The organism is Paraburkholderia sp. CNPSo 3281 (assembly GCF_024206515.1).
GTDB classification, from domain to species: Bacteria; Pseudomonadota; Gammaproteobacteria; order Burkholderiales; family Burkholderiaceae; genus Paraburkholderia; species Paraburkholderia nodosa.
The window spans coordinates 97,543-111,348 of the sequence record NZ_JAMBPS010000016.1 but is presented as its reverse complement, the minus strand read 5'-3'; the positions used below and the strand labels follow the sequence as shown (position 1 = coordinate 111,348).

Below are 13,806 nucleotides of genomic sequence, written 5' to 3'. Positions count from 1 at the left end.
AGCGAGACCCAGCACCATGCCAAAATTCGCCGCGAACCTCACCATGCTGTTCAACGAAGTGCCCTTCCTCGACCGCTTCGCAGCGGCCGCACAAGCGGGCTTCGACGCCGTGGAGTTCCTGTTCCCGTATCCGTACAAGGCCGCCGAACTGGCCGAGCGTCTGGAGGCCAACGGGCTGAAGCTCGTCCTCCACAACTTGCCCGCCGGCAACTGGGAAGCGGGCGAGCGCGGCATTGCCTGCGTGCCCGAGCGCCGCGGCGAATTCCAGGAAGGCGTGGGCCGCGCGATCGAATATGCGAAGGCGCTGAAGGTGCCGCAACTCAACTGCCTCGTCGGCATTCCGACGGCCGGCGTCGATCGCGACACGGCACTCGCCAACATCGCCGAGAACCTGCGCTACGCCGCAGACGCTCTGAAACGCGAAGGCATCCGCCTGCTGGTCGAGCCATGCAACGCGTACGACATTCCCGGCTTCGCGCTGAACCGCTCGGCCGAAGCACTCGACGTGATCGAAAAGACCGGCTCGGACAACCTGTTCCTGCAGTACGACATCTATCACATGCAGCGTATGGAAGGCGAACTCGCCGCGACGATCAAGAAGCACTTCGCGAAGATCGCCCACATCCAGCTCGCCGACAATCCTGGCCGCAACGAACCCGGCACGGGCGAAATCAACTACCCGTTCCTGTTCGATCTGCTCGACACGCTCGGCTACGAAGGCCACATCGGCTGCGAATACAAGCCGCGCACGACGACCGTGGAAGGCCTCGGCTGGCTGCGCAGCGCGAAGCTGCGCACGGCCGAACTCGCCTGAGCCCCTACGCACATTCACGCATTCGCTTTCACGGAGACACAAGATGGCAAAGATTGGCTTTATCGGACTCGGCATCATGGGCGCGCACATGGCGCGCAACCTCATCAAGGGCGGCCACACGCTCGCCGTGAACGGCAAGTACCCGGTGCCCGACGACCTGCGCACGCAAACCGAAGTCGTCGCCGATTCGACGGCTGTGGCGAAGGTCTCGGACATCGTCATCGTGATGGTGCCGGACACGCCTGATGTCGCCAACGTCCTGTTCTCCGACGACGGCGTCGCCAAGGGTCTCTCGGCCGGCAAGCTCGTGATCGACATGAGCTCGATCTCGCCGCTCGAAACGCAACAGTTCGCCAAGCAGATCAACGCGCTCGGCTGCGACTATCTCGACGCGCCGGTCTCGGGCGGCGAAGTTGGCGCACGCGAAGCCACGCTCACGATCATGGTGGGCGGCCCGCAAAAGTCGTTCGATCTTGCCAAGCCACTGTTCGACTTGATGGGCAAGAACATTTCGCTCATCGGCGACAACGGCGCGGGCCAGACCTGCAAGGTGGCGAACCAGATCATCGTCGCGCTGAACATCGAGGCCGTGGCCGAAGCGCTGCTGTTCGCGGCACGTTCGGGCGCGGACCCCGAGCGCGTGCGCAAGGCCCTGATGGGCGGCTTCGCTTCGTCGCGCATTCTCGAAGTGCACGGCGAGCGCATGACCAGGCGCACGTTCAATCCGGGCTTTCGCATCGAACTGCACCAGAAGGACCTGAACCTCGCGATCGACGGCGCGCGCAAGCTGGGCATCGCCCTGCCGCACACCGCGAGCGCGCAGCAGCTCTTCAGCGTGTGCGCCGCGAACGGCGGCAAGGCATGGGACCACTCGGCCATGATCCGCGCGCTGGAGATCATGGCGAACTTCGAGATCGCCGAACCGCAAGCGCAGGCGAAGGTGGCCTGAGGACTAGCGGTTGCAGGACGGCGTTTCGCGCGACGCAACGTGCGGACCGCCCGCAGAACCGGATCACGCAGACCGGCTCGCGCGCAGCAACACAAGCGCACGAGCCTCCCGTGGGGCGCTTCGCGGCGGCGGCAACCGTCGCGAGGCAAATCGGTGCCGCTCTGGGCTGAGGGCGGCCAGTGGGGTCCGAAAGCGGCGCCCGGTGACGGCGGGGAAGCCTTGGTCGGTCAGACGTCGTCATCGGGTGTCCGCGTGTCGGATGCCCGTTTTTTTTGCCTTCTTTTTTCTCGCAGGCTTCACACTCTTTGACGCTGCCCCGATGGACGCCTTCGCGGCCGCGTTTCCAAAATTGTGCTTTCATCCGGCTGTCACGCAGACGGGTCAAGGTGGACACGACGCGTGACCACCCAGTCATTTCCAGCACGTGAGGAGTGTGATCAATGGGCATTATCAATTTCATCAAGGAAGCAGGCGAAAAACTCTTCGGCACGGCTGCAGCGCCCGCCGCCGCCGCGGAACCCGCTGCCGCACCGGCAGACCCCGCTGCGAATCTCGCCGAATTGAACCAGAAGGCCGGCGAGGCGATCGCGGCCTATATCCGCTCGCAAGGCCTCGACGCCGACAACCTCGGGGTGACCTACGACGGCGTCTCGCACACGGTGACGGTCACCGGCAACGCCGCCGACCAGCCGACGAAGGAGAAGATCCTCGTCGCGGCCGGCAACGTGCAGAACGTCGACAAGGTCGACGACCAGATGACGGTGACGAACCCCGCGCCCGAAGCGCAGCACCACACGGTCGTTTCTGGCGACAACCTCTGGAAGATCGCCGAGAAGTACTACGGCAGCGGCGCGAAAAACGACGCGATCTTCCAGGCGAACACGCCGATGCTCAAGAGCCCGGACAAGATCTATCCGGGTCAGGTGCTCGTGATTCCGCCGCTGCAGTAAGCGCGGCAACTCGCAAACACGGCCAGAAACGAAACGGGCCTGACGGAGCGATCCGCCAGGCCCGTTCTTCCCTGTGCGCGGCCCGCCTCAGTACGTGTCGAACACGTCCTGCAGCCCTGCCTTGTCGGTCGTGCCCGCTGCCAGCGCGAGCAGCAGCAGCACACGTGCCTTGTACGGGCTGAGCGTGCCCGACGAGACGAAGCCGAGCGTATCGTCCTTGGCCGCGCCGTTGTGCATCACGTGACCCGAGCCGACGCGCGAGGCGCGCACGACGGCCACGCCCTTGGCGGCCGCCTCGGCCAGCGACTGCTGCAACGCGCCGTGAATCGAGCCGTTGCCCGTACCGGCCACGACGAGCCCATCCACGCCGGCGGCGACGAGCGCTTCGACCGCCGCGCGCGACACGCCCGCATAGCTCGTCACGATCTCGACCTGCGGCCATTGCGCCGACGCCGTGAACGGCGCATCGACCGTATGCGGGCGCAGCGCGCGGCGCTGGAATTCCACGCGGCCATCCTGCACCCAGCCCAGCGCACCGATTTCCGGCGACTGGAACGCATCCACCGCGTAGGTGCTGACCTTCGCGACGTCGCGTGCGCAATGAATGCGGTTATTGAACGCCACCAGCACGCCCTGCCCGGCCGCTGCCTCCCTCGCCGCGAGCGTGACGGCATTGAGCAGATTGAGCGGGCCGTCGGCGGAAAGCGCCGTGGCGGGCCGCATGGCGGCCGTCAGGATGCACGGTTTCGTGCTCTTCACCGTGAGATGCAGCAGGTACGCGGTTTCTTCGAGCGTATCCGTGCCGTGCGTGATCACCACGCCGTCGATCTCGTCGCTGGCCAGCAGTTCGTCCACGCGCTGCGCGAGCGTGGACCACAACGCGAGCGACATGTCCTTGCTGTCGATGCTCGCGACCTGCTCGGCATGGATCTGCGCGATGGCGTCGAGGCCCGGCACGGCTGCGAGCAGCTGCGCGACGCCGATCACGCCGGCCTGGTAGCCGGCGGTGTTGGCGGCGTCTGCTGCGGAGCCCGCAATCGTGCCGCCGGTGGCGAGCACGGCGATACGCGGCAGCGCCTTTGGCGTCGCCGCTGAAGAGGAAGTGGAAGTATTCATGGCGGCGATTTTAAGCGATCCGCCGCCCGCCGGGAAAATCAGCCCGCCTTTCAGGTTGCCTCGCGCAGCTGGCTCGCGATCTGCTGCTCGGTGAGCTGCGGCGCGAACATTTCGATGAGCCGGTATGCGTACTGGCGCAGGAACGCGCCCTTGCGCAGGCCCACTCGCGTCGTGCTCGCATCGAAGAGATGCTCTGTGTCGAGCGCGACGAGTTCGCTGTCGCGCTTCGGGTCGTAGGCCATCGCCGCAACGATGCCCACGCCCATGCCGAGTTCGACGTAGGTCTTGATCACGTCCGCGTCGATGGCGGTCAGCACCACGTCGGGTACCACGCCGGCTTTCGCGAACGCCTGGTCGATATGCGAGCGGCCCGTGAAGTCCTGGTCGTAGGTGATGACCGGGTACTCGGCCACGTCTTCGAGCGTGAGATTCTCGCGGCCCACGAGCGGATGCGTCTTCGGCACGACCACCACGTGATGCCACGAATAGCACGGAAACGTGACGATATCGGGGAAGCGATCGAGCGCCTCGGTCGAGATGCCGAGGTCGGCCTCGCCGTTGATGATCATCTGCGCGATCTGCTGCGGATTGCCCTGGCGCAGCGCGAGGTGGACTTTCGGAAACACTTCGCGGAACTGGTGCACGACCTTCGGCAGCGCGTAACGCGCCTGCGTGTGCGTCGTCGCGACCACGAGGTGACCGCTGTCCTGGTCCGCGAACTGGCGCGCCACGCGGCGCAGGTTCTCGGCGTCGAGCAGCATGCGCTCGATCAGCTGATGCACGGCCTTGCCCGGCTCCGTGAGGCCGGTCAGGCGCTTGCCGCGGCGAATGAAAATGTCCACGCCGAGTTCGTCTTCGAGATCCTTGATCTGCTTGGAGACGCCCGACTGCGACGTATACAGCACGTTCGCCACTTCGGTCAGGTTCATGTTCTGCCGCACGGCTTCGCGCACGAAACGCAACTGCTGAAAATTCATGGTCTTCTCTCCGGGACTGCTGACCGATTATTCGTTTTTCTCGATGTGAGCACTGTAACGCTCATTGCGCCGGAAATACGCGCAGCCCGCGCGGCACCGCCGTCACGCCCTCGCCCACTGCGAGGCCCAGCGCGCGCCACGACTCGCGGTCGAGCTCGGCTTCGAGCGCGCCGCCCGTGCGGCTTTCCAGCTCCACGCGCACCGAACCGCCCAGCGTCACCACGCGGCGCACGTCGACCACGATGCCGTCGCGATGATCGCTCGCTTCGCGGTGCAGCACGAGGTCGTGCGGCCGCACGTAGGCGAGCGCCGGGCCTTCGAAGCTCGCGTGCACCGAGATCGGCTGCGCCGCGCCCTCGGCGACGAAACCGCGCGCATCCACGTTGCCGCGCAGCCGGTTCGCGGCGCCGAGGAATTCGTAGACAAAGGCGGTCTGCGGATGATCATAGACGTCCTGCGGGCTGCCCACCTGCTCCACGTGCCCATGATTCATCACGACGATGCGATCGGCCACCTCGAGCGCTTCCTCCTGGTCGTGCGTGACGAAGATGGTCGAGATGTGCAGATCGTCGTGCAGGCGGCGCAGCCACGAGCGCAGCTCCTTGCGCACCTTGGCGTCGAGCGCGCCGAACGGTTCGTCGAGCAGCAGCACCTTCGGCTCCACGGCGAGCGCGCGCGCAAGCGCGATGCGCTGACGCTGCCCGCCCGAAAGCTCGGACGGATAGCGCTGCGCGAGCCAGTCGAGCTGCACGAGCTTGAGCAGCTCATGCACCTTCTCGCGAATCACGGCCTCCGAGGGCCGCTCGCTGCGCGGCTTCACGCGCAGGCCGAACGCCACGTTCTCGAACACCGTCGTGTGGCGGAACAACGCGTAATGCTGGAACACGAAGCCCACCTGGCGCTCGCGCGCGCCCACCTCACCCACGTCCTGGCCTTGCAGCACGACCTGGCCCGCGTCGGCGTATTCGAGGCCCGCGATCACGCGCAGCAGCGTGGTCTTGCCACAACCGGAAGGTCCGAGCAGCGCAACCAGTTCGCCGGGCGGAAAGTCGAGCGAGACGTTGTCGAGGGCGGTGAAGTCGCCGAAGCGCTTGTGCAGATTGCTGACGGTGATGCCCATGTTTACTGCTCCCCTACTTGAATCGGTTGGCGCACGGCGCGAGGCGCTGCGCGTTGTGAAACATGTTGCACGGCCACGGGTTGCGGGCCCGCATAGGCGGGAATCTCATCCGCGCCGCGCAGTTCCGACGAAAGGCGGCGCTCCGCGAGCAGCTTCAGGCCGAGCGTGACGAGCGCGAGCAACGCGAGCAGCGATGCCACGGCAAACGCCGCCGCGAAGTTGTACTCGTTGTAAAGAATCTCGACGTGCAGCGGCATCGTGTCGGTCTGGCCGCGAATATGGCCCGACACCACCGAAACCGCGCCGAACTCGCCCATGGCGCGCGCGTTGCAGAGAATCACGCCGTACAGCAAACCCCAGCGGATATTGGGCAGCGTCACGCGGCGGAACATCTGCCAGCCCGAGGCGCCCAGCACGTGGGCGGCCTCTTCTTCGTCGTTGCCCTGCGCCTGCATCAGCGGAATCAGCTCGCGTGCGACGAACGGGAACGTCACGAAGATCGTGGCGAGCACGATGCCCGGCACCGCGAAGATGATCTGCACGTTGTGGTCTTCGAGCCACGGCCCGAGCCAGCCCTGCGCGCCGAACAGCAGCACGTAAATGAGACCCGAAATCACGGGCGAAACCGAAAACGGCAGGTCGATCAGCGTGGTGAGCAGCGCCTTGCCGCGAAACTCGAACTTCGCGATCGCCCACGAAGCCGCGAGGCCGAAAGCCAGATTCAACGGCACCGCGATCGCCGCGGTGATGAGCGTGAGCTTGATCGCGGCGAGCGCGTCGGGATCGACGAGCGACGTGAAGTAGAAGCCGATTCCCTTCGACAGCGCCTGCCAGAACACGGCGACGAGCGGCACCACGAGAAACAGCGCGAGAAACGCGAGCGCGATGCCGATCAGGAGCCAGCGCACCCACGCTGCTTCGGTGACCGGGTCCGGCCGGCGCGTGCTTCGTTGTTGCGGCAGCGGGCTCATTGCGCACCTCCCGCGACGGTTGCGCCCACCACGGCATTCGGCGCGCTGCCGGCCGTTACACCCCGGCTCGTGCGGCGTTGCAAATACCACTGCAGTGAATTGATGAGGAGCAGCATGACGAACGACACGCAGAGCATCATCACGGCGAGCGCCGTTGCGCCCGCGTAGTCGTATTGTTCGAGCTTCGTGATGATGAGCAGCGACGTGATCTCCGACTTCATCGGCACGTTGCCGGCGATGAAGATGACCGAGCCGTACTCGCCCAGCGCGCGCGCGAATGCGAGCGCGAAGCCGGTGAGGAGCGCCGGCAGTACCGCGGGCAGCACGACACGGCGGAACGTGAGCCAGCGCGAGGCGCCGAGGCACGCGGCGGCCTCTTCCTGTTCGCGCTCGAAGTCCTCGAGTACCGGCTGCACCGTGCGCACGACGAACGGCAAGCCGATGAAGGTCAGCGCCACGAGCACGCCGAGCGGCGTGAAGGCGATCTTGAGACCGAGCGGCTGCAGGAACTGGCCGATCCAGCCATTGCCCGCATACACGGCGGCGAGCGAAATGCCCGCCACGGAAGTCGGCAGCGCGAACGGCAGATCGACGAGCGCATCGATCACCCGTTTGAACGGAAACGTATAGCGCACCAGCACCCATGCGAGCAGGAAGCCGAATACGGCATTGATCAACGCCGCGCCGAGCGCGGCGGTGAACGTGAGCCGGTACGACGCGATCACGCGCGGCGACCACACTGCGCGCACGAACTGGTTCCAGTCGAGTGTCGCCGTCTTGAGAAAGGTGGCGGCGAGCGGAATGAGCACCACGAGGCTCAGGTAAGCCACGGTGATGCCAAGCGTCAAGCCGAATCCGGGCAGCGCACTAGGCTTGCGGAATCTAAACGTGGTCATGCTCATCATCCAGACATGGGTTGCGCGCTTCCTGTATTCAAAGCGGCGCCGAAAAGCGCGCCCGTAGGCGCGCTTCGTTGTTATCCGGTCACGTCGCTATGCGGACCGCTTGCTGCTTGACAGCTTTACTGCGGTTGATAGATCGAATCGAACACGCCGCCATCCGCGAAATGCGTCTTCTGCGCGTTGGGCCAGCCGCCGAAGGTGTCGTCGACCGTGTAGAGCTTGAGCTTCGGAAACTTCGCCGTGAGCGCCGCCGGGACCTTGTCCGAACGCGGACGGTAGAAGTTCTTCGCGGCGATCTCCTGGCCCTCTTCGCTATAGAGGAACTGCAGGTAGGCCTCAGCCTCCTTGCGCGTGCCCTTCTTGTCGACCACCTTGTCCACCACGGCCACCGGCGGCTCAGCCAGAATGCTCACCGAAGGCACGACGATCTCGAACTTGTCCGGGCCGAATTCCTTGAGCGAGAGAAATGCTTCGTTCTCCCATGCAATCAGCACATCGCCGATGCCGCGCTGCACGAAGCTCGTCGTGGCGCCTCGTGCGCCCGAGTCGAGCACGCCCGCGTTCTTGTAGAGCTTCGAGACGAAGTCCTTCGCCTTCTGCTCGTTGCCGCCCGGCTGGTGCAGCGCATACGCCCACGCCGCGAGATAGTTCCAGCGCGCGCCGCCCGAGGTCTTCGGATTCGGCGTGACGATCGAGACACCCGGCTTGGTCAGATCATCCCAGTCCTTGATGTGCTTCGGGTTGCCCTTGCGTACGAGGAACACGATGGTCGACGTGTACGGCGACGCGTTGTCGGGCAGGCGCTTTTGCCAGTCCTTCGCGACGATGCCCTTGTTGGCGAGCGCGTCGATGTCCCATGCCAGCGCGAGCGTCACGACGTCGGCTTGCAGGCCGTCGAGCACCGAGCGCGCCTGTGCACCCGAGCCGCCATGCGACTGCTTGATGGTGAGCGTTTCGCCCGTCTTCGCCTTCCACTGCTTGATGAAGGCTTCGTTGATGTCCTGGTACAGTTCGCGCGTCGGATCGTAGGAGACATTGAGCAGCGATGTATCCGCGTGAGCAGCCACCGGCGCCATGGCCGCCATCGTCGCGACGCCGACGAGCGGCGCAACGCCGATCACCAGTTTTGCCGCCAGTGTTTTCAGCCAGCCCGCGCGCCCCGTATGTGTCGTGCCCATCTATCTGTTCTCCGTTCTCGTGTGTGCTCGTTTGCGCCCATTGGTGAAGTGCAGCGAACGATGGAGGCCAGTCTAGCGATCTGCTTACATTATTAAAAATGATGTTTTTTCATTTTTTAATACGCAAAAGTGGTAAGGACAGAGGAAGTCGCTGCTGGAGCGCGGTTTCATCCGCGCAAACGCGGGAAAGCGGCCTGATGGCAACGCTCAGTCGACGAACTTCAAGTAACACTTGAAAAGTGGCGAGTACTGTATAAAAATACAGTTACCTGTTCAAACATACAGTGGCGCCATGACCAAACTCACCGCACGACAGCAGCAGGTTTTCGATCTGGTTCGCCGGGCCATCGAGCGCACGGGCTTCCCGCCCACGCGCGCCGAGATCGCGGCGGAACTCGGCTTCAGCTCGGCGAACTCCGCGGAGGAGCATCTGCGCGCGCTGGCGCGCAAGGGCGTGATCGAACTGGCTGCGGGCGCCTCGCGCGGCATCCGCCTCATGCCGGGGCCCGACGACCTGCCGCATCAGTTCACGCTTCCGCACGCGAGCATCATGCAGCTCTCGCTGCCGCTCGTTGGCCGCGTCGCAGCGGGTAGCCCGATCCTCGCGCAGGAGCACATCTCGCAGAACTACATGTGCGACCCGGCGCTCTTCTCGAGCCGACCCGACTACCTCTTGAAGGTGCGCGGCCTTTCCATGCGCGACGCCGGCATCCTCGACGGCGACCTGCTCGCCGTGCAGAAGAAGGCCGAAGCGAAAGACGGCCAGATCATCGTGGCGCGTCTTGGCGACGACGTCACCGTGAAGCGCCTGAAGCGCCGTCCGAACGGGCTCGAGCTGATCGCCGAGAACCCCGATTACGACAATATTTTTGTCGAGGCCGGCAGCGCGGAATTCGCGCTCGAAGGCATCGCGGTTGGGCTGATCCGCCCCACCGAATTCTGAGCAATCCGTCTGCGCGCAGTTTGCACATTGTTTGCGCACCCTCTGCGCACTACCTGGAGAGAGTCATGGAACGTCTTGCCCGCTTGCTGCCCTTCCGCCAATTCGGCCGTCTTCGCCATCTCCGTGGTATCGCCTCGTGCGCGGTCCGCGAAGTCCGCGATTCGGCTACCGCACTGAGCGGCTCGCTCTTCGAAGACTCGCCAGAGATGGTGGCGGCCAGCACGGCCGACCTGCCGGTGCTGCCCTCGGCCCAGCCAGCGTTTGCGCGCGTGTCGCTCAACAGCACGCTCAACACCGAACAGCCCATGCGCCGCGCGCCCGTGCGCGTCTATCAGGGTCCGTCGCGGCTCATCCTCGTCGGCACGGTTGACGCGGTTTGCCGCGCGATCGACCGCTGCATCGCCGAGCAGCACAGCGACCTGCCGGCTGCACTCGCGAAGTAAGCCGCAACGCTGCTCAAATGTGAGAAGAGGTTACAGGCGGGATCGTTTGGCCTGGTTTGCGGTCAACACCGTGTCTAAACGATTTGCCCTATGCCGATGACGGAATCTCTCTCGACCCCGCGTAAGACCCAAGGCTGGAAAAAGCCGGTCGCAATCACGGTTGCGCTCACCATGGTGGTTGCCGCGATCGGCTACGCCTATGCGTCGCCCTATATCGCGGTGAAACACATGAAAGCCGCCGCCGACGCGCGTGACGCCGTCGCGCTCAACGAGTACGTCGATTACCCTGCACTGCGCCTGAGCCTGAAACAGCAGGTTGGCGGGATGCTGCAGCGGCGCGTCGAGGGGCAGCACAGCAGCAATCCGCTGCTGATCCTCGGCGCCGTGATTGGCGCGGCATTGATTAGTCCGCTCGTGGATGCCTACGCCACACCGGAAGGCGTGGCCGCCCTGCTCGATGGCATGCCGCCGACGGGCAAGCCCGGCGACCGGCCGCACGCGCCGCCGCCAGCAGAATCCGGCGCGCCATCCACGCAATCGGCAGAACCAGCTCAATCGGCACCCGCACCCGCCGCGCCACCTGCTCCGGCGGCATCCGGCAACCCCGCGCCCGAAGCTCGGCCGGTGACCACGGCCGGCTATCGCGGCCTCAATGAGTTCGCGCTCACGTGGGACCGCGGCAATACGGGCGAGCACTACGCCGCCATCCTGCAGCGTCACGGGATCTTCTCGTGGAAGCTCTCGGCGGTCGAGCTAAACGAAGGAAACGTCTCGAACTGAGACAGTTCGGAAGTGACAGCGGAGCCAGGCCGGTTCTGTGCGAACCGGCCTGCTTGATCCCTTACGCGGCGGCTTGCTGCTTCTTTTCCTCAGCCGCCGACGAACACGCCACGAGAATGCTGCACGATACGCGGTCGAGCAGCGGCGTGTTGCCCGCGCCCATCCACCAGCGCGAGAGCCCCGTGCGGCAACGGTGGCCCACCACCACGAGGTCGGCATTCAGCTCGTTGGCCAGATTCGCGATTTCGTCGATCGGATGACCGAACGCGAAGTGCCCCTGGGCGCGCACGCCACGCTCGGTTAGCCAGTCCACGCCTTCCTGAAGAATCTCGCGCGCCGTTTCCTCGAAGCGGCCGCAGGCCACGTCGGTCAGCAGGCCGGCGCTCTGGGCGATCGTCGAACGCATGTCGACGACCGAGAGCAGGTGCGTCTCAGCCTGCAGATCGAGCGCAAGGTCGGCGCCGCAGCGCAGTGCCTTGCGGCCTTCGCGCGAGCCGTCGTAACAGAGCAGAATTTTTTTATAGCTCGCCATGATCGCTTCTCCCCGCCCGCGTGATTTGCAGGCTGTGCGATTCTCATGATGGTGCGCCGCAATTCCACACGCAAGGGCTGGAAAACGCCAGGTGTGCATCGAAAAACGCCAGATGTGCCCCGAACGGCGCACGCATCTTGTGCACTGGCGAATGATTGCCGCGACATGCATTTGCCCGCGCATCGTCAAACCGCCTCGAAGCGAGGCCCCACCCGCCAGGCAGCAATGCACTAAAATGGGCCGCCTTGTTTCGTGCGATTTTCCGTTCGATGCTTCGATCGACTCGCGCGATGCCCGTTCGACTCACGTTCAACCGGTCCATGCCCGCACCCGCCATCGAATTCGAGCAGGTCATCAAACATTACGGAGACAGGGCGGTCGTCAACGGCCTGTCGTTCGACGTTCTTCCCGGCGAGTGCTTCGGACTGCTCGGTCCGAACGGCGCGGGAAAAACCACGACGCTGCGCATGCTGCTCGGCATCGTTTCGCCCGATGCCGGGCGCATCAGCCTGTGCGGCGAGCCGGTGCCGGCGCGTGCGCGCCACGCCCGCCAGCGCGTGGGGGTGGTGCCGCAGTTCGACAATCTCGACCCCGACTTCACCGTGCGCGAGAATTTGCTCGTGTTCGGCCGCTACTTCGGCTTGTCCGCGCGTGAAACGCGCGATCTCGTCGCGCCGCTGCTCGAATTCGCGCGCCTCGAAAGCAAGGCCGACGCACGCGTGGGCGAACTCTCCGGCGGCATGCGCCGTCGTCTCACGCTCGCGCGCGCGCTGGTGAACGACCCCGACGTGCTCGTGATGGACGAGCCCACCACGGGCCTCGATCCGCAGGCGCGGCATCTGATCTGGGAGCGGCTACGCTCGCTGCTCGCGCGCGGCAAGACGATTCTGCTCACCACGCATTTCATGGAGGAGGCCGAACGGCTTTGCAATCGCGTCTGCGTGATCGAGGAAGGCCGCAAGATCGCCGAGGGCGCGCCCAAGGCGCTGATCGAATCGGAAATCGGCTGCGATGTGATCGAGGTGTACGGACCGGACCCGGTCGCGTTGCGCGACGAACTCGCGGCCGATGCGAAGCGCACGGAGATCAGCGGCGAGACGCTGTTCTGCTATGTGGACGACCCCGCGCCCGTTCATGCGAAGCTGCGCCATCGTTCCGATTTGCGCTACCTGCACCGGCCCGCGAATCTCGAAGACGTGTTCCTGCGGCTCACGGGCCGCGAGATGCAGGATTAACTGCGGCAGGATTAACTGCGGCAAGATTAACGGCGGCGGACGAATCGCCAAGGACACCATGCAGACACGCACCAACAACCCGACGCCCTCGCGCCCCGAGCATGCGAGCGTGCGCGAGTCGCGCGCCGCGCTGCCTTCGAACGCCACGCACTGGATGGCCGTGTGGCGACGCAACTATCTGGTCTGGCGCAAGCTCGCCCTCGCGTCGATGTTCGGCAATCTCGCCGATCCGATGATTTATCTGTTCGGTCTCGGCTTCGGGCTCGGGCTGATGGTGGGGCACGTCGACGGCGTCTCGTACATCGCGTTTCTCGCGGCGGGCACGGTGTCGTCTTCGGTGATGATGTCGGCGAGCTTCGAGTCGATGTACTCGGGCTTTTCGCGCATGCATGTGCAGCGCACGTGGGAAGCGATCATGCACACGCCGCTCACGCTCGGCGACGTCGTGCTCGGCGAAGTGATGTGGGCCGCGAGCAAGTCGATGCTCTCGGGCTTGGCGATTATGGTGGTGGCGGCCCTGCTCGGCTACGCGAGCTTTCCTTCCATGCTGCTCGCGCTGCCCGTGATCGCGCTCGCGGGCCTCGCGTTCGCGAGCTGCGCCATGATCGTCACCGCGCTCGCGCCGTCCTACGACTTCTTCATGTTTTATCAGACGCTCGTGCTCACGCCGATGCTGCTGCTCTCCGGCGTGTTCTTTCCGATTGCGCAACTGCCCGCGGCCGCGCAACACATCACGTTGATGCTGCCGCTCGCGCATGCCGTTGCGCTGATCCGCCCCGCCATGCTCGACCGGCCTGTCGAGCAGGCCGGCCTACACCTGCTGGTGCTCGCGATCTACGTGGTGGTGCCGTTCGCGATCGCTTCCGTGCTGTTCCGTCGGCGCATGATGCGCTGAA

15 protein-coding genes are annotated in these 13,806 nt (G+C 65.0%); 8 read left to right on the top strand and 7 right to left on the bottom strand.

What is annotated here, in order from left to right; genetic code table 11:
- The first annotated feature begins 16 nt into the window (after window positions 1-16).
- The 3 genes from hyi to lysM all read left to right on the top strand — a co-directional run bounded on the left by hyi (window position 17) and on the right by lysM (window position 2,713).
- Entirely contained in the window at window positions 17-814 is a 798-nt protein-coding gene (hyi, locus tag M3I56_RS18190; protein WP_254355162.1) for a hydroxypyruvate isomerase, read from the top strand.
- A gap of 43 nt (window positions 815-857) precedes the next feature.
- Window positions 858-1,763, top strand: a complete 906-nt coding sequence (locus M3I56_RS18185; RefSeq protein WP_028204892.1) for a 2-hydroxy-3-oxopropionate reductase — start codon at window positions 858-860, stop codon at window positions 1,761-1,763.
- 440 nt (window positions 1,764-2,203) lie between these two features.
- A complete protein-coding gene (lysM, locus tag M3I56_RS18180) occupies window positions 2,204-2,713 on the top strand; it encodes a peptidoglycan-binding protein LysM (RefSeq protein WP_254355161.1) in 510 nt (169 codons plus the stop codon).
- Between the two features lie 87 nt (window positions 2,714-2,800).
- Here lysM and M3I56_RS18175 read toward each other — a convergent pair whose 3' ends face one another.
- The 6 genes from M3I56_RS18175 to M3I56_RS18150 all read right to left on the bottom strand — a co-directional run bounded on the left by M3I56_RS18175 (window position 2,801) and on the right by M3I56_RS18150 (window position 8,977).
- Window positions 2,801-3,829: an asparaginase gene (locus M3I56_RS18175; RefSeq protein ID WP_254355160.1), complete on the bottom strand. Its 1,029-nt coding sequence runs from the start codon at window positions 3,827-3,829 to the stop codon at window positions 2,801-2,803.
- A 50-nt stretch (window positions 3,830-3,879) separates the two neighbouring features.
- A complete protein-coding gene (locus M3I56_RS18170) occupies window positions 3,880-4,806 on the bottom strand; it encodes a CysB family HTH-type transcriptional regulator (protein ID WP_254355159.1) in 927 nt (308 codons plus the stop codon).
- 61 nt (window positions 4,807-4,867) lie between these two features.
- Window positions 4,868-5,926, bottom strand: coding sequence for a sulfate/molybdate ABC transporter ATP-binding protein (locus tag M3I56_RS18165; protein ID WP_254355158.1), 1,059 nt, complete (start codon window positions 5,924-5,926; stop codon window positions 4,868-4,870).
- 2 nt (window positions 5,927-5,928) lie between these two features.
- Window positions 5,929-6,897: a sulfate ABC transporter permease subunit CysW gene (gene cysW / locus M3I56_RS18160; protein WP_254355157.1), complete on the bottom strand. Its 969-nt coding sequence runs from the start codon at window positions 6,895-6,897 to the stop codon at window positions 5,929-5,931.
- On the bottom strand, window positions 6,894-7,793 hold the full coding sequence (gene cysT / locus M3I56_RS18155) for a sulfate ABC transporter permease subunit CysT (protein WP_254355156.1): 900 nt from the start codon (window positions 7,791-7,793) through the stop codon (window positions 6,894-6,896). Before cysT ends, cysW begins: the two co-directional genes overlap by 4 nt.
- Before the next feature lie 125 nt (window positions 7,794-7,918).
- On the bottom strand, window positions 7,919-8,977 hold the full coding sequence (locus M3I56_RS18150) for a sulfate ABC transporter substrate-binding protein (RefSeq protein ID WP_028204886.1): 1,059 nt from the start codon (window positions 8,975-8,977) through the stop codon (window positions 7,919-7,921).
- Window positions 8,978-9,269: 292 nt separating this feature from the next.
- Between M3I56_RS18150 and lexA the strand changes: the two genes are divergently transcribed.
- From lexA to M3I56_RS18135, 3 genes are all read left to right on the top strand, one after another.
- A complete protein-coding gene (gene lexA / locus M3I56_RS18145) occupies window positions 9,270-9,920 on the top strand; it encodes a transcriptional repressor LexA (RefSeq protein ID WP_028204885.1) in 651 nt (216 codons plus the stop codon).
- 65 nt (window positions 9,921-9,985) lie between these two features.
- Complete coding sequence (locus tag M3I56_RS18140) at window positions 9,986-10,363, top strand: hypothetical protein (protein WP_254355155.1); 378 nt, start codon at window positions 9,986-9,988, stop codon at window positions 10,361-10,363.
- Window positions 10,364-10,453: 90 nt separating this feature from the next.
- The gene (locus M3I56_RS18135) at window positions 10,454-11,143 is read left to right on the top strand and encodes a DUF2939 domain-containing protein (RefSeq protein ID WP_254355154.1); all 690 of its coding nucleotides are present in this window, start codon (window positions 10,454-10,456) and stop codon (window positions 11,141-11,143) included.
- Between the two features lie 61 nt (window positions 11,144-11,204).
- Here M3I56_RS18135 and M3I56_RS18130 read toward each other — a convergent pair whose 3' ends face one another.
- Window positions 11,205-11,675 carry a universal stress protein gene (locus tag M3I56_RS18130; protein ID WP_254355153.1) on the bottom strand — a complete coding sequence of 157 codons (471 nt, stop codon included), beginning with the start codon at window positions 11,673-11,675 and terminating at the stop codon, window positions 11,205-11,207.
- Between the two features lie 320 nt (window positions 11,676-11,995).
- Here M3I56_RS18130 and nodI point away from each other — a divergent pair, with 320 nt between their 5' ends.
- Window positions 11,996-12,910, top strand: a complete 915-nt coding sequence (gene nodI / locus M3I56_RS18125; protein WP_028204881.1) for a nodulation factor ABC transporter ATP-binding protein NodI — start codon at window positions 11,996-11,998, stop codon at window positions 12,908-12,910.
- A gap of 58 nt (window positions 12,911-12,968) precedes the next feature.
- Window positions 12,969-13,805 carry an ABC transporter permease gene (locus tag M3I56_RS18120; protein WP_302056886.1) on the top strand — a complete coding sequence of 279 codons (837 nt, stop codon included), beginning with the start codon at window positions 12,969-12,971 and terminating at the stop codon, window positions 13,803-13,805.
- Window position 13,806 lies beyond the last annotated feature (1 nt).

Bases quoted from the DNA above. Each gene is read 5' to 3' on its own strand.
- lysM (WP_254355161.1), top strand. From the start codon at position 2,204: ATGGGCATTATCAATTTCATCAAGGAAGCAGGCGAAAAACTCTTCGGC.
- cysW (WP_254355157.1), bottom strand. From the start codon at position 6,897: ATGAGCCCGCTGCCGCAACAACGAAGCACGCGCCGGCCGGACCCGGTC.
- M3I56_RS18130 (WP_254355153.1), bottom strand. From the start codon at position 11,675: ATGGCGAGCTATAAAAAAATTCTGCTCTGTTACGACGGCTCGCGCGAA.
- M3I56_RS18170 (WP_254355159.1), bottom strand. From the start codon at position 4,806: ATGAATTTTCAGCAGTTGCGTTTCGTGCGCGAAGCCGTGCGGCAGAAC.
- M3I56_RS18120 (WP_302056886.1), top strand. From the start codon at position 12,969: ATGCAGACACGCACCAACAACCCGACGCCCTCGCGCCCCGAGCATGCG.
- M3I56_RS18165 (WP_254355158.1), bottom strand. From the start codon at position 5,926: ATGGGCATCACCGTCAGCAATCTGCACAAGCGCTTCGGCGACTTCACC.
- lexA (WP_028204885.1), top strand. From the start codon at position 9,270: ATGACCAAACTCACCGCACGACAGCAGCAGGTTTTCGATCTGGTTCGC.
- M3I56_RS18175 (WP_254355160.1), bottom strand. From the start codon at position 3,829: ATGAATACTTCCACTTCCTCTTCAGCGGCGACGCCAAAGGCGCTGCCG.
- nodI (WP_028204881.1), top strand. From the start codon at position 11,996: ATGCCCGCACCCGCCATCGAATTCGAGCAGGTCATCAAACATTACGGA.
- cysT (WP_254355156.1), bottom strand. From the start codon at position 7,793: ATGACCACGTTTAGATTCCGCAAGCCTAGTGCGCTGCCCGGATTCGGC.
- M3I56_RS18185 (WP_028204892.1), top strand. From the start codon at position 858: ATGGCAAAGATTGGCTTTATCGGACTCGGCATCATGGGCGCGCACATG.
- M3I56_RS18135 (WP_254355154.1), top strand. From the start codon at position 10,454: ATGCCGATGACGGAATCTCTCTCGACCCCGCGTAAGACCCAAGGCTGG.
- M3I56_RS18150 (WP_028204886.1), bottom strand. From the start codon at position 8,977: ATGGGCACGACACATACGGGGCGCGCGGGCTGGCTGAAAACACTGGCG.
- hyi (WP_254355162.1), top strand. From the start codon at position 17: ATGCCAAAATTCGCCGCGAACCTCACCATGCTGTTCAACGAAGTGCCC.
- M3I56_RS18140 (WP_254355155.1), top strand. From the start codon at position 9,986: ATGGAACGTCTTGCCCGCTTGCTGCCCTTCCGCCAATTCGGCCGTCTT.